24 protein-coding genes and 2 pseudogenes are annotated in these 25,325 nt (G+C 55.1%); 8 read left to right on the top strand and 18 right to left on the bottom strand.

Features of this window, described 5'->3' with window-relative positions; all coding sequences use genetic code 11:
* Positions 1-134 precede the first annotated feature (134 nt).
* From ACM615_RS05135 to ACM615_RS05125, 3 genes are read left to right on the top strand one after another with little or no spacing between them, the layout of a single operon-like run.
* Positions 135-482 (top strand): antibiotic biosynthesis monooxygenase family protein, encoded by a 348-nt coding sequence (locus tag ACM615_RS05135; RefSeq protein WP_113876459.1) that lies wholly within the window; start codon positions 135-137, stop codon positions 480-482.
* Positions 475-867, top strand: a complete 393-nt coding sequence (locus ACM615_RS05130) for an amino acid-binding protein (protein ID WP_431011557.1) — start codon at positions 475-477, stop codon at positions 865-867. Before ACM615_RS05135 ends, ACM615_RS05130 begins: the two co-directional genes overlap by 8 nt.
* The gene (locus tag ACM615_RS05125; protein ID WP_431011623.1) at positions 864-1,574 is read left to right on the top strand and encodes an ArsR/SmtB family transcription factor; all 711 of its coding nucleotides are present in this window, start codon (positions 864-866) and stop codon (positions 1,572-1,574) included. The genes ACM615_RS05130 and ACM615_RS05125 overlap by 4 nt, the downstream gene beginning before the upstream one ends.
* Before the next feature lie 55 nt (positions 1,575-1,629).
* On the opposite strand, the gene fucP is transcribed toward ACM615_RS05125, so the two are convergent.
* The 6 genes and pseudogenes from fucP to ACM615_RS05095 form a co-directional block, all read right to left on the bottom strand.
* Positions 1,630-2,868: an L-fucose:H+ symporter permease gene (fucP, locus tag ACM615_RS05120; protein WP_431011556.1), complete on the bottom strand. Its 1,239-nt coding sequence runs from the start codon at positions 2,866-2,868 to the stop codon at positions 1,630-1,632.
* Positions 2,869-2,981: 113 nt separating this feature from the next.
* The gene (locus tag ACM615_RS05115) at positions 2,982-3,326 is read right to left on the bottom strand and encodes an L-rhamnose mutarotase (protein WP_431011555.1); all 345 of its coding nucleotides are present in this window, start codon (positions 3,324-3,326) and stop codon (positions 2,982-2,984) included.
* Positions 3,323-4,099, bottom strand: coding sequence for an SDR family oxidoreductase (locus ACM615_RS05110; protein WP_113876453.1), 777 nt, complete (start codon positions 4,097-4,099; stop codon positions 3,323-3,325). The genes ACM615_RS05115 and ACM615_RS05110 overlap by 4 nt, the downstream gene beginning before the upstream one ends.
* Complete coding sequence (locus ACM615_RS05105; RefSeq protein ID WP_431011554.1) at positions 4,099-4,950, bottom strand: amidohydrolase family protein; 852 nt, start codon at positions 4,948-4,950, stop codon at positions 4,099-4,101. The genes ACM615_RS05110 and ACM615_RS05105 overlap by 1 nt, the downstream gene beginning before the upstream one ends.
* 34 nt (positions 4,951-4,984) lie before the next feature.
* Positions 4,985-6,262, bottom strand: a complete 1,278-nt coding sequence (locus tag ACM615_RS05100) for an L-fuconate dehydratase (protein ID WP_431011553.1) — start codon at positions 6,260-6,262, stop codon at positions 4,985-4,987.
* Between the two features lie 126 nt (positions 6,263-6,388).
* Positions 6,389-6,631 (bottom strand): annotated as a pseudogene (locus ACM615_RS05095) (ureidoglycolate lyase); the annotation flags it as partial.
* Between the two features lie 293 nt (positions 6,632-6,924).
* Here ACM615_RS05095 and ACM615_RS05090 point away from each other — a divergent pair.
* The gene (locus ACM615_RS05090) at positions 6,925-7,686 is read left to right on the top strand and encodes a FadR/GntR family transcriptional regulator (RefSeq protein WP_132964740.1); all 762 of its coding nucleotides are present in this window, start codon (positions 6,925-6,927) and stop codon (positions 7,684-7,686) included.
* Between the two features lie 51 nt (positions 7,687-7,737).
* Here the strand turns inward: ACM615_RS05090 and ACM615_RS05085 are convergent, their stop codons facing one another.
* The 5 genes from ACM615_RS05085 to ACM615_RS05065 are packed head-to-tail and all read right to left on the bottom strand — an operon-like array spanning position 7,738 to position 13,718.
* A complete protein-coding gene (locus tag ACM615_RS05085) occupies positions 7,738-8,733 on the bottom strand; it encodes a dipeptidase (RefSeq protein ID WP_431011552.1) in 996 nt (331 codons plus the stop codon).
* Positions 8,730-10,355, bottom strand: coding sequence for an ABC transporter ATP-binding protein (locus tag ACM615_RS05080; protein ID WP_431011551.1), 1,626 nt, complete (start codon positions 10,353-10,355; stop codon positions 8,730-8,732). Before ACM615_RS05080 ends, ACM615_RS05085 begins: the two co-directional genes overlap by 4 nt.
* Positions 10,355-11,170: an ABC transporter permease gene (locus tag ACM615_RS05075; protein ID WP_431011550.1), complete on the bottom strand. Its 816-nt coding sequence runs from the start codon at positions 11,168-11,170 to the stop codon at positions 10,355-10,357. The genes ACM615_RS05080 and ACM615_RS05075 overlap by 1 nt, the downstream gene beginning before the upstream one ends.
* Entirely contained in the window at positions 11,167-12,165 is a 999-nt protein-coding gene (locus ACM615_RS05070; protein ID WP_431011549.1) for an ABC transporter permease, read from the bottom strand. The genes ACM615_RS05075 and ACM615_RS05070 overlap by 4 nt, the downstream gene beginning before the upstream one ends.
* Positions 12,165-13,718: an ABC transporter substrate-binding protein gene (locus ACM615_RS05065; protein WP_431011548.1), complete on the bottom strand. Its 1,554-nt coding sequence runs from the start codon at positions 13,716-13,718 to the stop codon at positions 12,165-12,167. The genes ACM615_RS05070 and ACM615_RS05065 overlap by 1 nt, the downstream gene beginning before the upstream one ends.
* Before the next feature lie 230 nt (positions 13,719-13,948).
* Between ACM615_RS05065 and ACM615_RS05060 the strand changes: the two genes are divergently transcribed.
* The 4 genes from ACM615_RS05060 to ACM615_RS05045 all read left to right on the top strand — a co-directional run bounded on the left by ACM615_RS05060 (position 13,949) and on the right by ACM615_RS05045 (position 19,129).
* Positions 13,949-16,288: a molybdopterin-dependent oxidoreductase gene (locus tag ACM615_RS05060; protein WP_431011547.1), complete on the top strand. Its 2,340-nt coding sequence runs from the start codon at positions 13,949-13,951 to the stop codon at positions 16,286-16,288.
* A gap of 521 nt (positions 16,289-16,809) precedes the next feature.
* The gene (locus ACM615_RS05055) at positions 16,810-17,016 is read left to right on the top strand and encodes a hypothetical protein (protein WP_431011546.1); all 207 of its coding nucleotides are present in this window, start codon (positions 16,810-16,812) and stop codon (positions 17,014-17,016) included.
* A complete protein-coding gene (locus tag ACM615_RS05050; protein ID WP_431011545.1) occupies positions 17,007-18,503 on the top strand; it encodes an MFS transporter in 1,497 nt (498 codons plus the stop codon). Before ACM615_RS05055 ends, ACM615_RS05050 begins: the two co-directional genes overlap by 10 nt.
* A gap of 47 nt (positions 18,504-18,550) precedes the next feature.
* Positions 18,551-19,129, top strand: a complete 579-nt coding sequence (locus ACM615_RS05045; RefSeq protein ID WP_431011544.1) for a TetR/AcrR family transcriptional regulator — start codon at positions 18,551-18,553, stop codon at positions 19,127-19,129.
* A gap of 36 nt (positions 19,130-19,165) precedes the next feature.
* On the opposite strand, the gene ACM615_RS05040 is transcribed toward ACM615_RS05045, so the two are convergent.
* The 7 genes and pseudogenes from ACM615_RS05040 to ACM615_RS05010 all read right to left on the bottom strand — a co-directional run.
* A complete protein-coding gene (locus ACM615_RS05040; protein ID WP_013577857.1) occupies positions 19,166-19,330 on the bottom strand; it encodes a DUF2474 domain-containing protein in 165 nt (54 codons plus the stop codon).
* 11 nt (positions 19,331-19,341) lie between these two features.
* Positions 19,342-20,349 carry a cytochrome d ubiquinol oxidase subunit II gene (cydB, locus tag ACM615_RS05035; RefSeq protein ID WP_113876440.1) on the bottom strand — a complete coding sequence of 336 codons (1,008 nt, stop codon included), beginning with the start codon at positions 20,347-20,349 and terminating at the stop codon, positions 19,342-19,344.
* A 2-nt stretch (positions 20,350-20,351) separates the two neighbouring features.
* Complete coding sequence (locus tag ACM615_RS05030) at positions 20,352-21,776, bottom strand: cytochrome ubiquinol oxidase subunit I (protein WP_159281771.1); 1,425 nt, start codon at positions 21,774-21,776, stop codon at positions 20,352-20,354.
* 552 nt (positions 21,777-22,328) lie between these two features.
* Positions 22,329-22,799 carry a hypothetical protein gene (locus tag ACM615_RS05025; RefSeq protein ID WP_113876439.1) on the bottom strand — a complete coding sequence of 157 codons (471 nt, stop codon included), beginning with the start codon at positions 22,797-22,799 and terminating at the stop codon, positions 22,329-22,331.
* Between the two features lie 58 nt (positions 22,800-22,857).
* Entirely contained in the window at positions 22,858-23,571 is a 714-nt protein-coding gene (locus tag ACM615_RS05020; RefSeq protein ID WP_159281772.1) for a cytochrome c oxidase assembly factor Coa1 family protein, read from the bottom strand.
* Positions 23,572-23,783: 212 nt separating this feature from the next.
* Positions 23,784-25,142 (bottom strand): VasL domain-containing protein, encoded by a 1,359-nt coding sequence (locus ACM615_RS05015; protein ID WP_431011543.1) that lies wholly within the window; start codon positions 25,140-25,142, stop codon positions 23,784-23,786.
* An 11-nt stretch (positions 25,143-25,153) separates the two neighbouring features.
* A pseudogene (locus ACM615_RS05010) lies at positions 25,154-25,325 on the bottom strand (type VI secretion system baseplate subunit TssE); the annotation flags it as partial.

Genomic DNA, 25,325 nt, shown 5'->3' with positions numbered 1-25,325 from the left:
AAGTGATTTAAATTCACTGAACATGAGCAAAGTTCATGATCCTGCCTGCGCGTCGCCGACATACTTCGGCGCTGACCGAAGCATCCCCTTTTTGCCGGTAATAAGCTGAGTGAAATTCATGAGGGAGCAGAAAGATGATCGCTGTACTTTTTGAGGCAGACGCAGTACCCGAAGCGCGTGAGCGCTACCTTGAGCTGGCGGCAGAGCTAAAGCCGTTGTTGTCGGACACCCCGGGATTTATCTCTATTGAACGCTTCCAGAGCCTGAGCACGTCCGGGAAAATTCTTTCTTTGTCGTGGTGGGAAGATGAAGAGTCGGTCGCCGGATGGAAACAAAATCTGACGCATCTTGCCGCCCAGAAAGAGGGCAAACAGTCGATTTTTTCATACTACAGAATTCGCGTTGCCCGTGTATTTCGTGACTATTCTTCCGACAAATCTTCTCATCAGCCGTCTGGTAAAGGAGCGCATCAGCATGTATGACATTCACGTTATTCTCGACGATACTTCAGGTTCGCTGGCTTCATTCGGACGCGTTCTCGGTCTCAACGGCGTGGGTCTGGAAGGTGGCGGAGTATTTACCACGCCGGAAGCCACGCACGCGCATTTCCTGATAGAAGATGGCGAGAAAGCCCGTCAGGTGCTGACTGACGCAGGTTTTAACGTGAGAAACCTGTCACGTCCGCTGATCAGGAAATTACCCCAGAAACAGCCGGGCGAACTGGGCGAAATCGCCCAGACTCTCGCCCAGGCTGGCATTAACATTCTGGTACAGTACAGCGATCACGATAACCGGCTTATCTTGCTGACGGATAACGATATCCGCGCGGCAGAAGTCACCCAACAATGGGCAATACACTCTGCATGAATTTTCTTCATACCGAATACAACAGTGAGCCGGATGATTCTCTTGAAAAGTCCATGTCACTGGTCGCTTCTGCCATTTCTGACCCGTCGAGGGTCAGTATTTTGTGCGCGCTGATGGACGGGCGTGCATGGACAGCGACTGAGCTCAGTGCGGTGGCGGGCATCGCTGCCTCCACCACCAGCGGACATCTTACCCGGCTGCTCAGCAACGGGCTGGTGATTTGCCTGACGCAGGGACGCCACCGGTATTACAGTCTGGCGGGACATCATATCGCCGGACTGCTGGAAAATCTGATGGGCGTTTCTATGCGCAGTCACCGTTCTTTTACGCCCGGTACGCCGGTCGTTCTGCGTTACGCACGAACCTGTTACGACCATCTGGCAGGAGAACTGGCGGTAAAAATCTATGATTTTATGCTGCGTGAGCGATGGCTTGAGCCTGACGGTAATGCGCTGACATCCGAGGGAAAAGCGCATTTTCAACGGATTGGCGCAGTGCTTGATCCGCGTCCGCGTCGTAAGGCTTGCTGTCCTTGTCTGGACTGGAGTGAAAGACGTTTTCATCTGGGCGGGGATGCGGGGCAGGCATTGATGGCGCTGTTACTGCAAAAAGAGTGGATAACACGCACGCCGGGCTATCGCGAAGTGACCGTGACTGACAGTGGCAGAATTGCCCTGAGCCGCCTGTTCAGTTTAGATCCGGTCTGAACTCATGCTTAACATCCGTCCGGATGTTAAGCATGAGAAGTGTGATGTGCCTTCCTCAGACTGCCACTTTCGCTCGTTGTTTCACGGCATAAATCAGTACCACGGCGAAGCACACCATTGGCAGGGCGTAGGAAACGGCGGTGTTGTAATGGTCAGCAATCGCACCCATCAGATACGGCATCACCGCGCCGCCGACAATCGCCATGATCATCACTGAGCTGGCGCGTTTAGTTTGTTTGCCCATATTCTTGATGCCCATGGCGAAAATGGTCGGGAACATGATCGACATAAAGAAGAATATCGCCACCAGCGCAATCACCGAGACGTTATCAATCCCCGCCACCACCACGCCGCACAGCACAATATTGATGATGGCGTAGAGCACCAGCAATGTGGCAGGGCGGACGAAGCCCATCAGCCAGGTGCTGAAGAAACGCCCGACCATGAAGCTGATCATGCCGACCGAAAGCAGGTACGACGCATTCTGGTTCGACAGCGTGTGCCAGTGTTCGGTGGTGTAGTTGATGAAGAACGCGCCGACGCCAACCTGTGCCGCGACATAGAAAAATTGTGCGATTACGCCGCCGGTAAAATGACCGTGCTGCCACAATCCTTTCGCGATGCCGTGATCTTCCGACGTACTTTGCTCGCGGATGTCCGGCAATTTGGTGCGCCCGAACAGGAAAGCGATCAGCAAAACTAAGACTGCAATGGCGACGTAAGTGGTTTTGACCGAGGACAGGCCATCCGCCGTGGTGCCTTGCGTGGCGGAGAAGAACAGCGAGCCGCCGATGATCGGGCCGATAAACTGACCTAATCCGTTGAATGACTGTGAAAGATTCAGGCGACGTTCCGCACCGGCAGGGTCACCCAGGACGGTAGCGAACGGGTTAGCGGCGGTTTCCAGACAACCCAGACCAAGGGCAATCACGAACAGCGCAAACAGGAACATGCCGAAACTGCCTGCAGACGCGGCGGGGACGAATAACAGCGCGCCCAGCGCATACAGGCATAATCCGACCAGGATCCCGGCTTTATAGCCGAATCGGTCCATGAAGAAACCGGCGGGCAGGGCGATGATGAAATACGCCCCGAAATAAGCGGCCTGTAACAGGCCGGACTGGGCTTTATTTACGTGCAACACTTCCTGGAAATGTTTATTCAGGACATCCAGCAGCCCGTAGGATAACCCCCACAGGAAAAACAGCGTGGTGACCAGAATGAACGCCAGTCTGAAACCGGACGTCGTTTTGCGCTGCGCATAAGCAGGCGCGGCAGTTTTATCGGCAAGCATAGTGTATTCCTCAGTATCTGGTGATGCATGTAGGGGTTCAGCTCAGGTGGCTGATTTTTTATGTCAGATAATGTGAAAAACGGTTAACTACCTCACAGCAGGGAGGTGTATAGCTACTTCTGTTCGGCCAGAGAAAAAATCTTCTCCATTTCCACCCACTTTGCACCGGCGGGCGTCCACGGCGTGGGGCGCTGATATTTCCACATCAGGGCTTCCCATTCGCAGACTTTCGGATCCTCCAGACTGCGGCGTTCGAACAGACCGCTGTCAAAATCTTCCGTGGTTTCCATCACCATCATCAGCCGGTTGCCAAGCCGGTAAATTTCCATGTCTTCGATGCCATAACGGCGCAGATGTGCGGTAATTTCCGGCCAGATTTCGCGGTGATAACGCTGATATTCTTCGATAAGCGCCGGATCGTCCGCCAGATCCAGCGCCTGACAATAGCGGCGCGTCATGTCAGCGCCCGGTCGAGATGCATATAGCCGCCGTCTACGGTCAGCCACTGGCCGGTGGTGTGCGAGGCGCGGGAAGAAAGCAAAAACACCACGGTATTAGCGATTTCCTGCGGCGTGGTCATGCGCTGCCCCAGCGGAATATGCGAGGTAATTTGTTGCAGCTTTTCTTCAGGGTGATCGAAGCTTTTGATCCAGCGTTCGTACAGCGGGGTCATCACTTCTGCCGGGATCACCGCATTCACGCGGATACCGTCGCCGAGCAGCGCCGCCGCCCATTCGCGGGTCAGCGCCAGAATGCCGCCTTTGGCCGAGGCATAACCGCTGGTATTGCCCTGTCCTGTTAATGCGGTTTTCGAACTGATATTGACGATGGCTCCCCGGCTGGCGCGCAGGGCGTCAAGGCTCAGATGGGCCATCAGGTAATAGTGGATGAGATTCTGTTCGAGTGATTTCACAAAGGCTTCGCGACCGGCTTCCAGTCCCACGCTGTCGTTGGCACCGGCGTTATTCACCAGCCCGTCGATGCTGTCGAAACGGCTGAACACGTCGTCGACGGCGGCTTTGCAGCTGGCTTCGTCACGCAGTTCAGTCAGCACAAAACTGGCCTGTGGCGAAAGCTGTTGTAGTTTATGCATCAGTTCATTGGCCGGTTCGGTATTACTGATGATCACCGGGATCGCGCCTTCTTCCGCCAGCGTGAGCGAAATCGCCGCACCGATACCGGAACCGCCGCCGGTGACCATCACCACTTTATTTTGCAGATGCAGATTCATCAGTCATTTCCTGTAATCGGTAAAGGCTGTAATCGGTAAATCGTGCAGGCGTTGCCGCCATAAATGGCTGCCTGCTCATCAGTGCTTAATGTCGCTGTGGCCTGTTCGCATAAATCCCACGGATTTTCATCCACATCAGCCAGCAGGCACACCGGCCAGTCGGAGCCGAACATCAGCCGCTCAGCGCCAAAAATCTCCAGCGCGGCCTCAAAATATGGCAGCAGGTCGCGGGCTGACATGCCTGCCGGACGCGGCTCGGTCAGCAGCCCGGAGAGTTTGCAGCTGACGTGTTTTAACCCCGCCAGCGGCGCTACCTGCTGCTTCCAGTGCGCGGCACCCCGGCTCAGTTCGGGCTTGCCGAAATGATCGAGCACCAGAAAATAGTCGTCATGACGTTTGGCAAATTTCACGGCGTCCGTCAGATGGCGGTGCGTTACCAGAATTTCGTAGACATAACCCTTCTGCTGTAACTGACGGAGTCCGGCATTTATTGCCGGATCTGCCAGCCATTGCGCGGGCGCAGGTTCGTCCTGAACCTGATGACGGAAACCGCGCAGCAGGGGATGTGAAATCGCGTCCAGCGCCTGTTGCAGTGCGGGCGAAGACAGATCTACCCAGCCTGTCACGGCGCGCACAAAATCAGTTTTCCCGGCGAGATCCAGCAGCCAGCGCGTTTCCTGCACAGAAGAACACGCCTGAACCAGAACCGTGCCTTGAATGTCGTGACGTTGTAACGCGGGCCGTAACGTTTCCGGCAATAAGTCCTGCTTCAGCACCGCCATGTCATCGCCTATCCAGCGATAATCCTGCGGCGTGTAGCGCCAGAAATGCTGGTGGCTGTCGATGCGCATCGGCGTTCTCCTCGAGCTTTCTTTCGTATGGGTTTCAGGCGTGATGGCGATATTTTTCGATCGACGCCTGATGCATTTCGATGGAGAACCCCGGCGCTTTCGGCGGCATATACGCTGCGCCACGGATGTCGCACGGATGCACAAAATGCTCGTGAAGATGGTCAACGTATTCGATCACACGGCCTTCGTGCGTTCCCGCGATGCACAGATAATCAATCATCGACAGGTGCTGAACGTACTCGCATAACCCGACGCCGCCTGCGTGCGGACACACCGGCAGATTGTATTTGGCGGCCATCAGCATCACGGCCAGCACTTCGTTGACGCCGCCCATGCGGCAGGCATCAATCTGCACCACGTCAATGGCTTCCCGCATGATGAACTGTTTAAACATGATGCGGTTCTGGCACATTTCGCCGGTGGCGACTTTGACCGGCGCAACGGCCTGACGGATTTTGCGGTGGCCTTCGATATCGTCCGGGCTGGTGGGTTCTTCGATAAACCACGGACTGGCGAAGGCGAGGGCGTTCACCCACGGGATGGCGTCGTTGGTTTCCCAGACCTGATTGGCGTCGATCATCAGTTTGCGATCCGGGCCGATAACTTCACGCGCGATGCGCACACGGCGGATGTCATCTTCCAGGTCGCGTCCGACCTTCAGTTTCAGATAATCGAAACCGGCATCGACGGCTTCCTGACATAAACGGCGCAGTTTATCGTCGGGATAACCCAGCCAGCCCGCGGACGTCGTGTAACACGGATACCCTTCTGCCAGCAGTTTCTCTGTGCGTTGCGCCTTGTTGTCAGAACGCTGCTGCAATAGTGTCAGCGCTTCCTGCGGCGTGATGCAGTCGGTGATGTAGCGAAAATCGATGCAGCCCACCAGTTCTTCCGGCGACATGTCAGAGACCAGTTTCCACAAGGGTTTACCGGCGGCTTTGCTCCATAAATCCCACACGGCATTGACTACCGCACCGGTCGCCAGATGGATCGCGCCCTTGTCCGGGCCAATCCAGCGCAGCTGACTGTCACTGGTGAAATCGCGCCAGAACTGACCCATATCGGCGGTGATGGCCGCCAGATCCCGTCCGACGATCAGATGTTCCAGCGCTTTAATGGCCGCACAACAAATTTCGTTACCGCGCCCGATAGTGAACGTCAGGCCGTGGCCTTTGAGCGCAGGACTGTCAGTTTCGAGGATCACGTACGCGGCGGAATAATCCGGATCCGGGTTCATTGCATCCGATCCGTCCAGCGCCAGCGAGGTCGGGAAGCGCACATCTTCAACACGTAAAGCGGTAATGGTTGTCATCACAAAAAATCCTTCAGCTGCAAGAGGTTATGCCTGCACCGTCTTCTGACGTTGCTCACCCAAACCTTCAATTCCAAGACGTATCACCTGACCGGCTTTCAGATATACCGGCGGTTTCTGCCCCAGCCCGAAAATCGCACCGATCCATTTGCTGGAAATCACCGGTTCTTTCGGGATCTCCGCGCCGGTTTCAGCGGCGTGATCGGCGTAATTCAGGTCGATACAGATAAATTATCCCACCTTGCCAACACAGGCGCCGAGACGCGGTTCACCGCTGACCAGCGACAGACTTTGCGGATCGAGCTGACGCAATTTATTCAGCGTTTCCGGCTGTAAGAATTCGCCGCTGATGTCAGCGATATGGGCGTTGCGGCCTTCAGCCTATGCCTGAGCAGCAATGCGCTGGAGCAGGGAAGGTGATTCCACCGTGCCAGGCTCGCAGCTGTTCCCCGTAAAAGTGTCTTTAAAGGCCTAATGGTCAGGCCATTGGAGGTGAAAAAAAAGCGTGATAAGCACTGCTTTTTGCTAAGATGTTCGGCAAGCTTGTACTTAAAACGCCATTTCGTTTAACCAACTTTTTACATGCATAAAACAATTCAGCAAGATTTTTGTCCGGGAAATGCTAGCTGAATCACTTAATGAGAATTGACCTCAGGTGTCCGATGCCGATAAAAAAATTAGAAAACCCCAGAATTTACAGGCAGATAGCTGACCAGCTAAAAACGTTAATTGATAACAAAGAATTTCCGCCCGGCAGCCGTCTTCCTGCCGAACGTGAACTGGCCAGTCAGTTGCAGGTCAGCCGGGCGTCAGTGCGGGAGGCGCTGATTGCGCTGGAAGTGATCGGACTGGTGGATGTGCGTGTGGGAAACGGCGTGATTGTGCGTCAGCAACCGTCGAAGCCTGCCGCGCCTTCGCAGGAACCGGTGATGTCGCAGGCAGGGCGTAATCAGTGGGCGGACGTGGATGATGAGCTGAATATCGAGCTGGATTTCACTGCCGAATTGCCGCCATTTTCCCTGCTGCAAACCCGGCGTCTGATTGAACCGGAAACCGCGGCACTGGCGGCAAGAAACGCAACCGACGACGAACTTGCGGCGATCAGGCTGGCTTATGAACAGAACTGTCGCGATAACCGCAATGGCTCGGCGACGCATCCCGGTGACCGTTTGTTTCATATCCGCATCGCGCAGGCCAGCGGAAATCCGGCTTATGCTTTTATCATCGCGCACCTGCTCGGCCACCGTTATGGCACCATGTTCCGCAGCCTGCAATTACATTACACGCCGCAGGATATGCCGCACCGTTCAGAGATTGAACACCTCGAAATCCTGACCGCACTGGAAGCAAGGGACAGTCGTGCAGCAAAGAAAGCGATGAAAGATCATCTGGATGCGGTCATCAAGATTTTTGGCCAGGGATGAAAAGGCGCGGCATCTGAACCCTTACTGTATTTCAGTGCCTGCCGTGAGCGTTTACCAGACTTCTCTCGCCAGCCGTAAGAAGTTTTCCCCCAGCACATTGCGGATTACTTTTTCGCTGTGTCCTGACTGTAACAAATGGCCGACAACCTCTTCCAGCGCGGAGGGATGCACGTAGCCACCTTCCCCGGAATATTCCTCTGCGGGCCAGTATTCAGGATGTGCCGCCAGAATTTCGCCGGTACTGACATTGCCCACTGGAAAGGCATAATCCAGCGCTATTCCCACGTGGCGGGGACCGGCGAGATGAATCAGATAATCGACATGCCGGGCGAACAGCGCGGCGTCGGGGGCGCTGTCACCCAGGAACTCACCAATCCCGTTCACGCCAATCAGCCCGCCATTGTTCACACATGCCCTGATTTGTTCATCGCTGATGTTCCTGCCGTGCGCATGTACGGCTTTTGGATTGGAATGGGAAAAGATGACCGGCTTACGGGAATATTCAATGGCTTCGATGCTGGTCTGAAGACTGCAATGAGAGACATCAACGAACATGCCAACGCGGTTCATTTCATCGATCACTTCTTTGCCGAAAGAGGTTAAACCTGTGTTTTCATCATGGCAGCCGCCACCCGCCAGATTATTGCGGTTATAAGCAAACAGCATCTGTCGTACGCCCAGGTGATGATAAAACTCCACCATTTCAACGCGGCCATCCAGCGCGTTCATTCCTTCGATATCAAAGGTGATCCCCAGCTTTCCTGCAGCACGGGCGCTCAGAATATCCTCCGGCTGGTTCACCAGCAGATAGTCATCGGCATGATCAAGGATCCAGTGCCGGAACGCCGCCAGATTGCGTACTGTCTGCTCCCACGGCAGGACATCGAAGCCGACATCCACCGACAGGTAATGCACGCCCGCATCCCGCCAGAGTTGTAGATTATTCAGGTCTGCCGCCGGATCGGGCATGAAGCCGGAGTGGCCATCCCAGACCAGCGAGTCGGAAAAAATTGCGCGGGCGCGTCGGGCTATATCGGTCTGGATCATGTGAGTATTTCCTGCAATGACAAGGGGTGTTCGGGAGACGGAACCTTCAGGGCTGATGCCAGCCAGCCGGGTTCCAGCGTGGGTTCGGCCTGCAACAGACGCGCGGTGTAATCATCGAAAGGCGGCGTCAGCACCGTCTCCCGCAAGCCCTGACGCACCAGTTTGCCGCGATGCATGACGGCCACGGAATGGGCAATGCTGCGCACCGTCGCGATGTCGTGAGTGATAAAAAGCAAGGTCAGACCGGCAGACTGCTGAAGCTGTCTGAACAAGGCCAGTACGCCCTGCGCGACCAGCGGATCCAGTGCCGAGGTAGGTTCATCACAAATGAGAATTTCCGGTTCCGCTGCCAGCGCCCGCGCAATTGCCACTCGCTGTTTTTGCCCGCCTGAAAGCTGCGAGGGAAAACGATCGGCCAGCTCCGGCGCCAGTTCTACCTGCTCAAGCAACTGGCTGAGGCGTGCTTTAAGCGCGGCACCGTGTAAACCGCTGCGGCGCATGATATTCCGCCCGACCAGCTCACGTACCCGGTGGCGCGGGTTCAGTGCGGTATCCGCGTTCTGATAAATGTACTGGATTTGCCAGCGCTGCTGCGCAGTTCGCTGCTGACAATCAAACGACAGTGCCTTGCCTTCCAGCGTCAGCTCGCCGGATTGCGGTTTTTGCAGCCCGGCCAGCGTGCGGGCCAGGGTGGATTTACCGGAGCCCGACTCGCCGACCAGCGCATAGGTTTGCCCGCGGGGCAGTGCCAGCGAAAGTTGCGAGATAACCGGCGGCCCGTTACCGTACCCGACGGTCAGATCACGCAGTTCAAGCACCGGCGCATGGTGTTCAGCGACCGGCAGCGGTGCCGGATGTCGGGTATTGAGCAACGCACGGGTGTAAGGATGTGCGGCTGACCTAAGGATATCGGCAGTGCGGCCATATTCGATCTGTTTGCCGTGGCGCAACACCAGCAGGCTGTCGGCAATTTGCGAGACGACAGCAATATCGTGCGAAATATACAGCGCCGCCGTGCGGGTTTGCTTCACCGCGTGGCGGATAGCCGCCAGAACGTCGAGCTGCGTAGTGACATCCAGGGCGGTGGTCGGCTCATCAAAAACAATCAAATCAGGCGAGGAGCACAGTGCCATGGCAGTCATTGCCCGCTGCAACTGACCGCCGGAAACCTGATGAGGATAGCGTCTGGCGAACTGTACCGGATCCGGCAAACCGAGCAGGGCGAACAGCTGCAACATCTTTGCCTGTGCGGCTTCAGGCGTCAGGACACCGTGATAACACGCGGCTTCAATAACCTGCGAACCCAGCGGAAATGCCGGATTAAAACTGGCACTGGCCGATTGCGCGACATAACAAACGCGTTTGCCCTGATGTGTCGCTAAACGGCACGCATCCCGGGGATGATAAGTTTCCCCCTGAAAAGTAATGCTGCCGCTGAGCGGTCGCAGCGCGCCGCGATAATGCCCCATCACCGCGAGCCCGAGGGTGGATTTCCCGGCGCCAGATTCGCCGATTACGCCCAGCACGTCGCCTTTGCGTAATTCAAAAGACACGTTGTCAATCAATACGGTTTGCTGATGTCCCACGCACAGCTGTGCGACCTGTAACAGTGCCTCTGACATCACTGATCCTCCTGTTGTTGCAGCTTTCTGCTCAGGGCATCGACCAGCAAATTGACGGCAATGACCAGCAACGAAATGGCGATAGCAGGGTAAAAGGCGGCACTGACACCAAACAGAATGCCGTCTTTATTTTCCCGCACGATGGCGCCCCAGTCGGCTGCGGGGGGCTGGATCCCCAGCCCGATGAAGGAGAGTGTCGAGATAAAAAGAATGCTGGCGCTGAACTGCATTCCCCATTCAGCCAGCAGCGGAAAGCGGGCGTTGGGCAGCATTTCGCGGATGACCCGGTACGCGTGAGATTCACCGGCAAGCTTTGCGGCTTCCATGTAATCCGTGGCCAGAATATGCGAGGCAAGGCTGTAACCGAGACGGTAAACGCGCGTCGCACCGATGGCGGCCAGCACAATGACCAGCGTGCTGTTAGTTTGTGGTAACACCGCCAGCGCCACCAGCGCGATAATCAGCGACGGCAGTGACATAAACAGATCGTTGAGGCGTGACAATATCCCCTCCACCGCGCCTCCCACACTGACCGCCAGAAAGCTCAGCAGCGTGCCCGCAAGCGTAGCCATTACCGAAATCACAAAAGCAAATGACAAGGTAAGACGTGCGCCAGACAGCAGACGGGAGAACAAATCCCTGCCGAGATTATCGGTACCAAGCCAATGGGCGGCACTCATTGGTTGCCAGATTTCACCGCTTATCTGACGGGCATCGTAAGGCGCGATCCACGGCGCGGCCAGCGAGGCGAAGACAAACAGGATTAGCAGAAACGCACCGGTCACGGCGCTTACTGAGGAGAAAAGTGATTTCATCGCGGGAACCTCAGTCGTGGGTTTGCCACCATCGCCAGCATATCGACCAGTAAATTAAGCAGAATATACACGGCGGCAAACACCAGCCCGCAGGCCTGCACCACCGGGATGTCGCGTACGGTTACGGCATCCACCATGTATTGCCCGACACCCGGATAGACAAAAATCACTTCGATGATCATCGCACCGACAATCAGTCCGGCCAGATTCATGGCGATCACGGTCAGTACGGGGGAAATGGCATTTGGTGCGGCGTGTCGGCATAAAATACGCAGCGGCGGTAATCCCTTCAGCCGCGCTGTTTCCATCCATGGCGTACTGGTGACCGACATCAGCGCACTGCGTGCCGATCGCAACATGTTTGCCAGCACGGCAATCGCCAGTGTCAGCACCGGCAGCAACAGGGCGGAAAGACGATCCTGCAGGCTCATGCCGTCATAAATCGTAGAGGGAAACGTCGAGACGCCCACGTGTAACACCAGCACCTGAATCAGCAGATAGCCGATTAAAAACTCCGGCAGTGAGAGAATAATCAGGGATACCAGCGTAATCACACGGTCGGGCAGGCGGTGCAGATAGCGCACGGCGAACAGTCCGCCCAGCAACGCGACCGGGATCGCCAGTAACGCGGCGGCACCCGCAAGCCACAGTGAATTGAGTAACCGGTGCCCGAGCTGTGCGCTGACCGGTTGCTGACTGGCCCATGAGAGCCCGAAATCGCCTTTGAAAATCTGTAGCATCCATAGCAGATAACGGGTGACAAGCGGCTTATCCAGCCCGAGACTTTGCCTGATACTGGCAATCGCCTCAGGTGTCGCTGCGCGTCCCAGTGACGCGGCAGCAAAGTCACCGGGCAGGGCGTTGACGGCGGCGAAGATCAACAGCGATACACCCCAGAGTAAAATCACCGCCAGCAGCAGGCGGTGAATGATGGCGCGGGCGAGCGGATGACGGGGCGCCGTGCTGCGCACCCCGCGGGCAATAAGACTTTTCATCAGTTGTTCAGCCAGACGCGTGAGATGACGTGACCGTTGGATAAATCGTTGCCGACATCTTCGATATAACCCTGAAGTTTGTTGCTGCTGGCGTTGAGGTAATTATTGAACACCGGCAGCAGGGTGCCGCCTTCATCACGCACAATCAGCGCAATGTCGTGATACAGCGTGCGGCGTTTGGCCTCATCCTCTTCTGCCCGGGCAAGTTTGAGCAGGCTGGCAAATTGCGGATTAGCGAAGTTGGTTTCATTGCTGGCTGAAGACGGGCCCAGTTCGAGCGAATAGATCAGATCCTGGGTTAAACGCGTTCCCCATGACGACACGCAGAACGGTTTGTTACGCCAGACATTATTCCAGTAGCCGTCATCCGGTTGGCGGCGGATATCAATTTTGATCCCGGCTTTCTGCGCGCTGAGCTGGAACAGCGTGGCGGCATCGACGGCACCGGGGAAAACCCCTTCAGCGACATCCAGCACAATGGGCCCGCTGTAGCCCGATTTTTTAAAATGGAATGCGGCCTGATCGGCGTCGTACTGGCGTTGCGGGATATCGGCCGGGAACAACGGATACGCACTGTTGACCGGGAAATCATTGCCGAGCGAGCCATAACCGCCCAGCACGCGATCCAGAATTTGCTGGCGATCAATGGCCAGTTTCAGCGCCAGACGCAGGTCGTTATTGTCGAACGGCGGGGTGTTGACCATCATCGGCAACGTGTAATGTCCGCGTCCCGGTGTGTTGTAAATCGTGACCGGGCCGCTTTTCAGCAGTGCCACGATTTTCGGGCTCAGCCCGCTGATGAAATGCACTTTTCCGGTAGACAGTGCCGCAACCCGGCTCGATGCATCATTAATCGCGATCACTTCTGCGCTCGCCACATTGCCCCGGCTGCTGTCCCAGTCATGCGGGTTTTTCTCCAGTTGGGTATAGACGCCAGCCTCAAATTTGACGATGCGGTAAGGCCCGGTGCCGATCCCGGCGTTAGGATTTTCATAGCCGCCACCGGGCTGGATTTGCAGGTTCCACAGCGAAAGCACCAGCGGGAAATCGACATTGCTTTCATTAAGAGTAATGGTGATTTTATCGCCATCACTGGTGACGGTACTGATGGATGACAGATAGGCAATTACGCCGGAACGGAATTTCGGATCACGGTGACGGGAAAGGGTTTTGACTACATCTTCTGCCGTCAGCGCCTGGCCGTTATGGAACTGAACGCCCTTACGCAGGGTAAATATCCAGCGCGATGATTTGTCGGCGCTTTCCCAGCTTTCTGCCAGCCCCGGTATCGCTTTGCCGCTGACCGGATCGGTGCGCACCAGCGTATCGCCCCAGGCACAACCTACCACCATCATGTATGAACTGATCCAGCTTGCCGGATCCAACACGTCGGTGGTCGCCGCACCATCAATGCCCAGTTTGAGGTGTCCTCCTTTCTTGGGCGTATTGTCGGCAGCGGCAGCGGCAGCGGGCAGGGTAAAACTGAGCCCGGAAGCGGCGCCGGCTGCCAGAGAAAACTTGAGGAAATCGCGACGATTCCAGGAATTTGGCATTTTTTATTATCCTTATTTTATAGGCTGATACGGTGTAAATACCCTGCTGCACAGGCGAATCTGATGGTCAGAAATTGCCCCAAAGGGGCGTAATCCTAAGAAATAGGGAAGGGGGTGTCTAATACGTAAATAAGATAAGCGTATGATAAAAATAGAAATAACACAGACAGCGTAGCCGCGGGCGCAACGGCATGCTAGGGTGCATTTTTGACTGAATTTACCTGCTTATAATGAAAAAAAACCATGATCTGGCTGTTATGCACTGGGGAACGTACCGCGTTGCCACGGCTGACGGTGTTTTAAAATCTGTCGAACCCGTGGAATGGGATCGTAATCCGTCTGAAATCGGACAATCCCTGGTGGGTTCGGTAGACGGACCCAGCCGCGTGCGTCGCCCTGCGGTCCGGCTGGGCTATTTACAACACGGCGCGGCCTCGCGTGAAGGACGCGGCAAAGAGCCTTTTGTCGAAGTCAGCTGGGAGACGGCGCTGTCGCTGGTAGCGGCTGAACTTGCGCGCGTAAAGGAAACCCACGGTAATTCTGCGTTCTATGCCGGGTCTTACGGCTGGTCGAGTGCCGGTCGTTTTCACCATGCGCAAAGCCAGATGCACCGGTTTTTCAATCAGTTTGGCGGCTATACCGGCAGCACTAACACCTACAGTCTGGCCGCAGCGGAGCGTTTATTGCCGCACATAATCGGTGATCTGGATGTGCTGCAAAAACAGCATACTCACTGGTCCGTGCTGGCCGGAAAGTGCGAGCTGTTCGTCGCCTTCGGCGGACTGCCGTGGCGCAATGCGCAGGTCAACGGCGGCGGTGCCAACGATCACTCCCTGAAATACTGGTTGCAGGAAATGGAACGCACCGGTACCCGCTTTATCAACGTCAGTCCGGTAAAGAACGATCTCTCATCGGTAAAAACCGCTGAATGGCTGTCCCTCAAACCGGGCAGCGATACCGCACTTTTGCTGGCACTGAGTTATGTTCTGGTCGATGAATCCCGTTATGACGCCGGCTTTGTCGCCAGTCATACCGTCGGATTCGATACGTACCGCGATTATCTGACCGGCGTACGCGATGGGCAGGCCAAAACGCCGGAATGGGCTGAACCGCTGACCGGCGTCAGCGCGCAGGCAATCCGCACGCTGGCGCGTGAGATGTCCGAAAAGCACACCATGATTAATATCGCCTGGTCTTTGCAACGCGCACGACAGGGCGAACAAACTTTCTGGGCGACGGTGGCGCTGGCGTCTTTACTCGGACAGATCGGCACGCCGGGCGGCGGGCTGGGCTTTGCCTACGCGTCTACCAATCTTGCAGGCTCCGATCGCCGCACCTTTTCCGGCCCGCGTTTGCCAATGGGTCAAAATGCGGTGAACGATCACATCCCCGTGGCGCGGCTTTCCGACATGTTGCTCAATCCCGGCGGCGCGTATCAGTTCGATGGCAAAAACTGTCAGTATCCCGATATCCGGCTGGTTTACTGGGCGGGCGGTAATGCGTTTCACCATCATCAGGATATCAACCGGCTGGTGAAAGCCTGGCGTCAGCCCGATACCGTGGTGGTGCATGAACAGTACTGGACGGCGCAGGCTAAGTTCGCAGACATCGTGCTGCCGGTGACTACGTCACTTGAGCGCGAGGATATCGGCAGCGCCAGCAACGACGGCTATATGATTGCCATGCGTCAGCATATTGCACCGGTCGGTGAGGCGCGCAGCGATTACGCGATATTTGCCGCGCTCGCGCAGCAGATGGGCTTTGGTGAGGCCTTCAGCGAAGGGCGGGATGCGGCGGACTGGCTGCGGCATATCTACCAGCTTTCGGTTCCCCGTGCGCAGGCTGATGGCATTGAGCTGCCGGAATTCGATGATTTCTGGCAACAGGGCAAACTGGAATATGCGCGTCCGGATGCGCCGCAGATCCTGTTCGAAGACTTCCGCCGTGACCCTGAAGGATCGCCGCTGGCTACGCCGTCAGGCAAAATCGAACTGTTTTCACAGACGGTGGCGAATTTCGATTACGAAGAATGTCCCGGTTTCCCGTTCTGGTATGAACAGGACTTCCGTGAACAGGAGGCAACCCGTGCCCGCTGGCCGCTGCAATTGCTCTCAAGTCAGCCACGGACGAGGTTGCACAGTCAGTACGATCATGGCAGCGTCAGCCGTAAGACAAAAATCAGCGACCGTGAACCCCTCTGGATACATCCGCAGGATGCCGCCGCGCGGGGTATTACTGAGGGCAGTATCGTGCGGGTGTTTAACGATCGTGGCGCAATCCTGGCGGGAGTTCATCTGACCGAAGATCTGCGTCCCGGCGTGGTGCAAATGTCGACCGGTGCCTGGTACGATCCGCAGGATCCGTCGCAACCCGACTCGCTGGATAAACACGGCAACCCGAACGTACTGACGGAAGATCGCGGCAGTTCGCGACTCGGGCAAGGCTGCAGTGCGCAAAGTTGCTGGATTGATATCGAGCGCTGGGACGCACCTTTACCCGATGTCACGGCCTTCCAGCCGCCGGTGTTAAGTTCGGGAGCGTCGGACCATACCGACAAGACCTTAGGTTGACAGCCAAACTGGCCCTAAGGTCAAGGTCGTGGGCTCGCCGCCCACACTGGCCCAAAGGGTTTTAAACGAAACCCTTTGGAATCCTGCGTTTTTTTAACTGCACGCTCCGCTCGCTGGCTATGTTTCAGGTATCACCGCGACAGGCTGGAAATCTTGCCGCTTTGCGGTTCCTTCACTCGGTCCTGGAGCCTCCGGTCTCCAGGCCGCTCCGTTCAGCAAGATTTCTGAATCGCCCGCACGATCTTAAATCAACGGCAGATTGTTTTTATCTTTTAGATAAGTTTATTGGCGTGCTCAAAAATGGCACCGAATGAACGGTTCGAGACCTATGGCTCGAAACCTGAAATTCGGGGATCGCGCAGCGATGACATTTTGCGCCACTCACCAATGCACCAGAACATGTACGTCGTGCCTGCGATAGCGCGCAGTGAAAAAGCGCGGAGTCCAGAGGCCCGCGCGTTACCGGGTCTCTGGTCGGTGTGGGCCGACGCCCACGACCTTGACCTTAAGAGCCAGTGTGGGTGGCAACCCACGACCTTGATCATAATTTGTTTTTAAAAGCCGCCCCTTTGCAGCGGCCAACTGCAAATCCAAACTTCCCCATTCGCTACTTCAACGCTTCATCAACTGGCGGACAGTTGCTGCTTGAGTTTGAGCGGTTGCTCAAGTATCTTGCTGGCCTTGAGCGCTTGCTCAAAATCTATCTGAGGCACTTTTTATGTTCGTGAATAACCGCTGGCTGATACTTGCGATTGTCACCAGTACACTCTTTTTGATCATCATTGATATGACCGTGTTGTACACCGCATTACCGCGTCTGACGCAGGCGCTGGGTGCCACGGCATCGGAAAAATTATGGATAGTGAACGCCTATCCGCTGGTGGTCGCCGGTCTGTTACCGGGCGCGGGAATGCTCAGTGACCGTATCGGACACAAAAATCTATTTATGAGCGGGCTGCCGGTATTTGCGCTCGCCTCCCTGTGCGCGGCGTTTTCTGCCAGCGCTGAAATGCTGATCGCATCGCGCGTTTTCCTGGCCATTGGCGCGGCGATGATGATGCCTGCGACGCTGGCGATTGTGCGTCATGTCTTCACCAACGAACGTGAACGTGCGCTGGCGATCGGTATCTGGTCGGCGGTAGCGTCAGGTGCGGCGGCGCTCGGGCCGGTGATCGGCGGCGTGCTGCTGGAATACTTCTGGTGGGGCTCGGTGTTCCTGATCAACGTGCCAATTGTGCTGGCCGTTTTCCCGTTTGCCCAGGCGCTGATCCCACGCGGTGAAGGTAATAAACAACGTCCGTGTGATTTTGCCGGTTCTGCGCTGGTGATGGCGGGGCTGGTCGGGGTGATTTACGCGCTGAAAGAGCTGAGCCAGATTAATTCGTCCTGGCTGGTGATCATGGGTTCTGCGGCCGCAGGCGTGTTGTTCCTTGGTTTATTCGTCAGAAGACAAAAACGCGCTGTACAGCCGATGATCGACTTTTCACTGTTCCGCAATCGTGCCTTTGCCTGTGGCGTGGGCGTGGCAATCACGTCAATGATTGCGCTGATCGGTATCGAACTGGTGCTGAGCCAGCGGTTGCAGCTGGTGCTTGGACTGACGCCGTTTATGGCGGCGATGTTTATTCTGCCAATTCCGGTGGCGTCTGCACTGGCCTCGCCGCTGGCGGGTATGCTGATCCCGCGTGTCGGCGTGCGCAAAATGATGCTCGGCGGCTTCGCGATATCTGCGCTCGGCATCGTCATTCACGCACTGGTCTATGATGGCAGCGCGGTGATGCAGCTGATCAGTCTATTTATTTTAGGTTTTGGCCTTGGCGGCGCGGTGACGGCGGCTTCCACCTCCATCATGCTTAATGCCCCTGAAGACAAGGCTGGCATGGTCGCCGCGATAGAAGATGTGTCGTGGGAAATGGGCGGCGTGCTTGGCGTCACCTTGCTGGGTGGTCTGATGACGGCCGTTTACAGCCGCAGTCTGACCCTTCCGCAAGGACTGGTCAGCGGTGAAACGGCGTATGACAGTCTCGATGAAGCGTTAACGATTGCTGGTCATCTCAGCCCTGAGCATGCGTCGTTGCTGACCAGCCTGGCACGAACCGCGTTTGATCAGGCGTTTCTGGCGGTACTGATTTCTGCGGCTGCGCTGGTGATTGCCAGCGTGGTAGTGCTGAAAATCGTGCTGCGTAAGTCCGTGGGCACACGCCGGGCTTCCTGATAAAATGCCGGTCTGAGCAGTTGCTCAATGCCAGCACAGGATAAATGATGAAAGAAAACCGGGAAGTGTTAAGGGCTAAAATTCTTGACGGCGCCATCAGTCTCTTTATCGAAAAGGGGATTGAGAAAGTCACGACGCGCGAGCTGACGGAGTACGTCGGGATTTCCCGCAGCCATATTTATCATTATTTTCCTGACTGGCAGACGCTGTGCATTGAAGCGCTGTCGGTGGTGATGATGGCAGAGCTGAAAGAGTTTTCCGCTGAAATCGCACTGCTGGAACCGAAAGCAAAATTGCACACGCTGGTGTGCAATTATCTGCCCGATACGCAGGGTGATATCTGGCAGTTGTACGGATCACTGTGGCAACTGGCGGCGCATAACGAGGCTTACGCCGAACTGGCGCGGCTGATGGTGCATAAGTGGCTGGAACTGCTGGCTGAAATTATCCGTGCCGGGATCGACAGCGGCGTGTTCCGCCCGACCGATGCCGGACGCGTTACCCGTCAGTTATCCGCCATCATGAATGGCTATTCCGATCAGCTGATCGTCATGCCTTCTGCCGAAGCCCGTCAGGAAGCGATGGATGATATTCTCGATTTTATCGGAAGGGTGCTGGAAAAATAAAAAACAGAAGGCCGCCATGATGGCGGCCTTTTTCACTTAATGACTTCTCATTCCCGCCGCGAACATCAGCAGATGAAACACCGATGCCACAACAAATAACGCCAGCACGCTGCCGCCCCAGATGACGGCCATCCAGCCGACTCGTTTTAAGAACGGGGCCTTAGTGATGTTGCTGTCATCCATTTTTCTGATGAGATTCATAATGCGATTCCTCAGTGATAACCCTGATCCGGTGTGACTTTCCCGCGGAATACGTAGTAGCTCCAGAAGGTGTACACCAGAATGATTGGGATGATGAACAGGGCGCCGACCAGAATAAAGCCCTGACTTTGCGGAGGTGACGCCGCTTCCCAGATAGAGATAGACGGCGGAATGATGTTCGGCCAGATGCTGATACCGAGTCCGGTATAGCCCAGGAACACCAGCGCCAGCGTCAGCAGGAACGGCGAGTGGTGCGCATTTTTGCTTATGGCGCGGTACATCCATGCAGAGACCAGCACTACCAGCACCGGTACCGGCAGGAACCAGTAAAGGTTAGGGCGGGAGAACCAGCGGGTGGCGATATCGCTGTGCGTCAGCGGCGTCCACAGACTGACTGCCAGTGTCACCAGCAGGAAGACTATCAGCAGCGGTTTAGCAATCTTGTGCATCGCTTCCTGCAATTCGCCTTCGGTTTTCATGATAAGCCAGGTGCAGCCGAGCAGGGCGTAAGCCACCACCAGCGCAAAACCACAGAACAGCGTGAACGGCGTCAGCCAGTCCAGCGCGCCACCGGCATACGTGCGGTTTACCACAGGAATACCGTTGATGACCGCGCCCAGCACCACGCCCTGACAGAACGTCGCCAGCACTGAACCGCCAATGAAGGACTTATCCCACACGTGGCGTTTGGCCGGGCTGGCTTTGAAGCGAAATTCAAAAGCGACGCCACGGAAGATCAGGCCGAACAGCATCAGGGTCAGCGGAATAGTCAGCGCGTCCAGTATCACCGAATACGCCAGCGGGAATGCGCCGTACAGCGCCGCACCGCCCAGCACCAGCCAGGTTTCGTTGCCGTCCCAGACCGGCGCAACGGTGTTCATCATCACGTCGCGGTCATGCTCTTTTTTCACCAGCGGGAACAGCAGACCGATACCCAGGTCGAAGCCGTCCATCACTACATACATCATCACGCCGAAGATGATGATCAAAAACCAGATCAGCGGTAAGTCGATACCCATTATCAAGCTCCCTTATTTTCGTCGGTCAGTGATTCTGAAATCGCAGACAGCGGACGTGCAGGCGTGCGGTGCTGGCCCGGACCACCGTGGTCAACGCTTTCGCCTTCATGCGCCTGTGGCCCTTTACGGATCAGACGCATCATGTAGCCGTAACCGACACCAAACACCGAGCAGTAAATGACGATGAACAGGATCAGGCTGACGCTCATTTGCAGCACATTGTGGTTGGATACCGCATCTTTGGTGCGCAGCAGTCCATAAACCACCCACGGCTGACGCCCCATTTCGGTGGTGATCCAACCCGCCAGTAACGCCAGCAGACCGGAAGGCCCCATCAGGAAGGCAAAGCGCAGGAACGCTTTAGAGGTATACATTTTGCCGCCACGACGCAGGATGAGGCTCAGCACACCCAGCAAAATCATCAGCATGCCCAGACCCGCCATAATGCGGAAGGTATAGAAGATGACGGACGAGTTCGGACGATCTTCTTTCGGGAAGGATTTCAGCGCCGGGATCTGATGCGTCAGGCTGTGCGTCAGGATCAGACTGCCCAGATACGGGATTTCAACCGCGTAACGGGTTTCTTCACGGTTCATGTCCGGGTAACCAATCAGCACCAGCGGGGACGGTTTGTTGTCTTTATTTTCCCAGTGGCCTTCGATGGCAGCAATTTTAGCAGGCTGATATTTCAGGGTATTCAGACCGTGGGCATCGCCTAAAAACGCCTGAATTGGCGAGACGATCAGGGCCATCCACATTGCCATCGACAACATGGTACGGATGGCTGGCGTGTCGCGACCGCGCAGTAAATGCCATGCCGCAGCAGAACCGACGAAGAACGCGGACGCCAGGAAGGCGGCGGTGGTCATGTGCATTAAGCGGAACGGGAAGGACGGGTTGAAGATAATCTTCATCCAGCTGACCGGTACCACCAAATTGTTAACAATCTCGTAGCCCTGTGGTGTCTGCATCCAGCTGTTAGAAGCGAGGATCCAGAACGTCGACATCAGTGTACCGAGCGCCACCATGCAGGTAGAGAAGAAGTGCAAACCAGGGCCGACGCGGTTCCAGCCGAACAACATCACGCCTAAGAAACCGGCTTCCAGGAAGAATGCGGTTAACACTTCGTAGGTCAGCAGCGGGCCGGTAATACTGCCGGCGAACGAGGAGAACATGCTCCAGTTGGTGCCGAACTGGTACGCCATCACCAGACCGGAGACCACGCCCATACCGAAGTTAACGGCAAAGATTTTCGACCAGAAATGATACAGGTCGCGGTAAGCCTCTTTCTTAGTTTTTAGCCACATGCCTTCCAGAACCGCCAGAAAACTGGCCAGCCCGATGGTGATTGCGGGAAAAATGATGTGAAAAGAGACGGTGAAGGCAAACTGGATCCGGGCCAGTTCTAGCGCATCAAGACCAAACATAACAACCTCTTTTTGTGTGTCAGATAACCCTTCCAGACGCTGGCACCGGTACGGGAACCGGCGATGTCGGACATTCGCAGGTGAAGTCTTGAATGAAAGGGCAGTACAGCTGGGGTTTCGCGAGGAATTGATTTAACCACAGCGGGAGAAGGCATTAACAGGGACGATCACGGGGGGGAATTACTGGCTGAAACACTTTCGTGTCGGGCAGAGAGTGAGGCGGGAGAAAACAATTTTCGATGTCAGAGGGCGTGAGGGGGGTTAACCCTAAAAAGAGGATGGTTATGTTGTTGCATTGATCTGGATCAAAGAGTTTTGATGTTTTCCAAATGTAATTACCCTGCATCCGGTAATGACTTTTTGTGTGCAAAATCGGTAACAAAAAGGTTAAATCTGGCGTGGCATCAGCGCATTCTTATTTCTAATGCAATGTAAATTTATGTCATCGATTTTGGCAAAAACCGCATCAGTTCAGGTAATGGTTGTAGCATTTGTTTACATTTGTGTTGCGGGTTCATAAAGTGTTGTTGAAAAAAATGACGCCCGAAGGCGTCATGGTAATAAACGTCCTACCAGTTCGAAAAAGGCGTCTTCGTCGAACGTACCGCCCGGTCCAGTAAAGGCATTGGCAGGGCGCCAGGTCCAGTGTCTGTTTTCACCTGCCTGCATAAATAGCCGGCACAAGACAGTGACACCGCCTTGCGTACACAGGCTGGCTTCCACACAGCCTGTCACTCCTTGCCCATATAAAAATACCGGCGTGAACTTAACTTTCCGGTCTTCATACTGCAGCTGAATACCCGGCACGCTGAACGATTTTCCTCCGATCAGGCATTCAACCAGCGAGACGCTGGTGCTTTCCAATCTGATACCGGTATCCGTCAGCCATTCCTCCATGTTTTCATGAAGTTCGCTCATCCGCTGGCGGAACTCGGCGATATCCGCCTGACCTTTGTTATCGAATGAGCCGCTGCGGGGCTGGCTGTCTTGCAGCTTTTTTAGAAACCGTTCTTTTGCTGACATACGTGCTTCTCCTTGCTATTTTTTGGCAGCGCCTGGATTGCGGCGCCGCCTGTTTAAATTATTTCTGTGCCGCAGAAGAGAGATCGATATTTTCGTCGTCAGTGTGCAGAATGAATGTCTGGTATTCCCATCGTCCCGTCGCGTTAGTCGCTTTTATATAAATATCACCGCTACCCTTCGTTCCGCTGACAGGGATTTTAATCGTGGCAGCACTATCACTGATTTCTCCTGAAACAAAGAAAGCATCAGAAATGTTATAGCCTAATTTTTCGATAACTCTCGAATCATGTGTGGCGGTGAGGAGCGATGTTTTATAGACTTCACTGCTTTTCATAAATGACAAAATGACGGTAAAGACTGCAACAAAGAAGCAGACGAACGTCAGTGGAATGGCCCACTTCCAGTTCCTTCCAAGCCATGTCTTCTGAGTGGTTTCGTTTGATACATCTGTCAGTGGATCCCGGGTGATGACAGCGTGATTCGTAAACCAGTCTTGTTTAAATGAACCGTTTTTAAAACGATAAGCACACAGGCCATATTTAAGATCCATACCGCCTTTATCTTTAACAAAACCACTATCTTTCCCTAAAGAATAAAGAAATGCATCTACAAGAAGCAGCATCGAATCTATCGCCCACCAGATCCCAAAACCACCCACCGTTATTAATTTTAAAATTCCGGTTGTCACTTTCCCAAGATAAAATCGGTCAGCACCCACGAACCCTGCAAAAAAAGACAGTATTAAAGCCAGGACTCTATTTTTACGAGCCATATTCTAAATTTCCTTCTGTTAAAAATTACACGGATTTCATATCCGATAGTTTGTAAAATAATAAAACGGTTGTTTTATTACTCAATATAACCCGGCAGAGTTATATAAAGTCGGGGAGCGAAATTCAGCGGAATTGTTTACTCCTTTACTACACTCGTTATTGAGTAATTCTCCCTTATCGCAGCAATATCAGGCATATCTGAAACTGAACGTCAGGGATGCTTTTCTGCGTGTGTCAGCAATGCATACCGGTTCAGCAGTTGCGTGAACTGATTATCCGTTTGCATCACCAGCTGCGGCGAAACATCTTTATTTTGCTGTTTATCCTGCGCCAGTTTACGCAGCGATTCCTCCACCGGCGGCGAGCTGTTCAGCGCCTGCTGGATGGCAAATACGGAGGATTTCAGCTGCGAAACGGTCATGTATTTACCGCGCTGCTCATCCAGCCCGTTTAATTTATCCGCCAGTTGCTGCAACTGGGTATTGGCCTGGTTCCAGCCATCGAGATTTTCCAGCGGAACCGCGCTGGCGTTCATATGTTGTGACCAGTTTTTTGCCAGCTGCTCAGTCGCCGGGTTATCCGGCCACAGCGTTTGTGTCTGTTTGACCAGTTGCGTTCCGGTGTCCAGTGCCCAGCGTGGGGAGAGTTTTGCCAGCTGGTCGACCTGTTTTTGCATCGCTGCAATCAGCGCGGGTGCTTCACGGTTGAGCATATCCGCCTGCTGAGATTTCAGCGTTTCAAGTGCCTGCGGGTTGAGCGGTTTCGGCAGAACCGGCAGCGTGGCGGTCAGTTGCATTGCGGCTTGCGGACGATAGAACGCATTGATGCCCGCCTGAAGACCAGCGCCTGCCAGCGCTGTGATCGCCATACCTGCAACAAAGCCTTTCCACTGGACGACGCGTTTTAACGGCGGCGGCGGAGCGATGACGACCTGAGGCTCCGCGGGTTCAGCCTGCGCGACATACACCCATTGCTCTCTGGGCGCGTTTTGCGACTGAGTTTCTGCCTGAACTGCAGCGGCGGGTAGCACTACGGCAGCATCGGTAGCGGCGTGCATATTTTCAAGACGGACGGCGGCTCCGTGCATAAACGTGCCTAATGCGTCGAACTGGCTGGCGTGTTTCAGTTCCAGCCGTTGCAGCACATCACACAACGACGTGATCAGCTTTTCCGCCTGATAAATCGCAGGTAGATCGCGATACTCCAGCGTCATGGTGCGCAAAGATTGCTGAAGCCGCTGGCTCAGACCAGTCAGAATTTCCATCCGGGCATGAACAGGCAACGGCCACAGCGCAGGCCACTGACGGGAGATCAACGCCTCAAGGATCGCCAGACCTTCATTGAGGCCCGTCAGGCCAATAAGCTGAGTTCTGGCCTGCGTATACCAAGACGCAGTTTGCAGCTCTATGCCGTTTTGCTGAAACAGGTTCAGGCACAGCTGTTCTACCTTTTTCCAGTCAACATCAGGACGGGCCGGATGCGTCAGTTTACTCAGTTCTTCGCGTAAACCGGCGTAATCAGCCAGCGCACGCGGATCGCCACCGGTGCGTAACTGGCGTTCAATAGACATAATCGTTTTCCTTAACTGACGTAATTCTGTTGTTTCATATGACGCATCAACACGCGCCCTTCGGGCATAAACTCTGTTCCGAAACGCACCAGCCCGAGGTCTTTCAGTTCAGCGTCGATGGCATATTCGAGGTGCCCAGGCGTGGACTGCGGCAGCAATATCACATTGATTTTTCTCAGGCGG

Source organism: Rahnella sp. PAMC25617 (assembly GCF_050606005.1).
Lineage (GTDB): Bacteria > Pseudomonadota > Gammaproteobacteria > Enterobacterales > Enterobacteriaceae > Rahnella > Rahnella variigena.
This window is presented reverse-complemented; position numbering and strand designations above follow the sequence as displayed.

Excerpts from the sequence above, each read along its gene's own strand:
- ACM615_RS05135 (WP_113876459.1), top strand. The coding sequence starts at position 135 with ATGATCGCTGTACTTTTTGAGGCAGACGCAGTACCCGAAGCGCGTGAG.
- ACM615_RS05130 (WP_431011557.1), top strand. The coding sequence starts at position 475 with ATGTATGACATTCACGTTATTCTCGACGATACTTCAGGTTCGCTGGCT.
- ACM615_RS05125 (WP_431011623.1), top strand. The coding sequence starts at position 864 with ATGAATTTTCTTCATACCGAATACAACAGTGAGCCGGATGATTCTCTT.
- fucP (WP_431011556.1), bottom strand. The coding sequence starts at position 2,868 with ATGCTTGCCGATAAAACTGCCGCGCCTGCTTATGCGCAGCGCAAAACG.
- ACM615_RS05115 (WP_431011555.1), bottom strand. The coding sequence starts at position 3,326 with ATGACGCGCCGCTATTGTCAGGCGCTGGATCTGGCGGACGATCCGGCG.
- ACM615_RS05110 (WP_113876453.1), bottom strand. The coding sequence starts at position 4,099 with ATGAATCTGCATCTGCAAAATAAAGTGGTGATGGTCACCGGCGGCGGT.
- ACM615_RS05105 (WP_431011554.1), bottom strand. The coding sequence starts at position 4,950 with ATGCGCATCGACAGCCACCAGCATTTCTGGCGCTACACGCCGCAGGAT.
- ACM615_RS05100 (WP_431011553.1), bottom strand. The coding sequence starts at position 6,262 with ATGACAACCATTACCGCTTTACGTGTTGAAGATGTGCGCTTCCCGACC.
- ACM615_RS05090 (WP_132964740.1), top strand. The coding sequence starts at position 6,925 with ATGCCGATAAAAAAATTAGAAAACCCCAGAATTTACAGGCAGATAGCT.
- ACM615_RS05085 (WP_431011552.1), bottom strand. The coding sequence starts at position 8,733 with ATGATCCAGACCGATATAGCCCGACGCGCCCGCGCAATTTTTTCCGAC.
- ACM615_RS05080 (WP_431011551.1), bottom strand. The coding sequence starts at position 10,355 with ATGTCAGAGGCACTGTTACAGGTCGCACAGCTGTGCGTGGGACATCAG.
- ACM615_RS05075 (WP_431011550.1), bottom strand. The coding sequence starts at position 11,170 with ATGAAATCACTTTTCTCCTCAGTAAGCGCCGTGACCGGTGCGTTTCTG.
- ACM615_RS05070 (WP_431011549.1), bottom strand. The coding sequence starts at position 12,165 with ATGAAAAGTCTTATTGCCCGCGGGGTGCGCAGCACGGCGCCCCGTCAT.
- ACM615_RS05065 (WP_431011548.1), bottom strand. The coding sequence starts at position 13,718 with ATGCCAAATTCCTGGAATCGTCGCGATTTCCTCAAGTTTTCTCTGGCA.
- ACM615_RS05060 (WP_431011547.1), top strand. The coding sequence starts at position 13,949 with ATGAAAAAAAACCATGATCTGGCTGTTATGCACTGGGGAACGTACCGC.
- ACM615_RS05050 (WP_431011545.1), top strand. The coding sequence starts at position 17,007 with ATGTTCGTGAATAACCGCTGGCTGATACTTGCGATTGTCACCAGTACA.
- ACM615_RS05045 (WP_431011544.1), top strand. The coding sequence starts at position 18,551 with ATGAAAGAAAACCGGGAAGTGTTAAGGGCTAAAATTCTTGACGGCGCC.
- ACM615_RS05040 (WP_013577857.1), bottom strand. The coding sequence starts at position 19,330 with ATGAATCTCATCAGAAAAATGGATGACAGCAACATCACTAAGGCCCCG.
- cydB (WP_113876440.1), bottom strand. The coding sequence starts at position 20,349 with ATGGGTATCGACTTACCGCTGATCTGGTTTTTGATCATCATCTTCGGC.
- ACM615_RS05030 (WP_159281771.1), bottom strand. The coding sequence starts at position 21,776 with ATGTTTGGTCTTGATGCGCTAGAACTGGCCCGGATCCAGTTTGCCTTC.
- ACM615_RS05025 (WP_113876439.1), bottom strand. The coding sequence starts at position 22,799 with ATGTCAGCAAAAGAACGGTTTCTAAAAAAGCTGCAAGACAGCCAGCCC.
- ACM615_RS05020 (WP_159281772.1), bottom strand. The coding sequence starts at position 23,571 with ATGGCTCGTAAAAATAGAGTCCTGGCTTTAATACTGTCTTTTTTTGCA.
- ACM615_RS05015 (WP_431011543.1), bottom strand. The coding sequence starts at position 25,142 with ATGTCTATTGAACGCCAGTTACGCACCGGTGGCGATCCGCGTGCGCTG.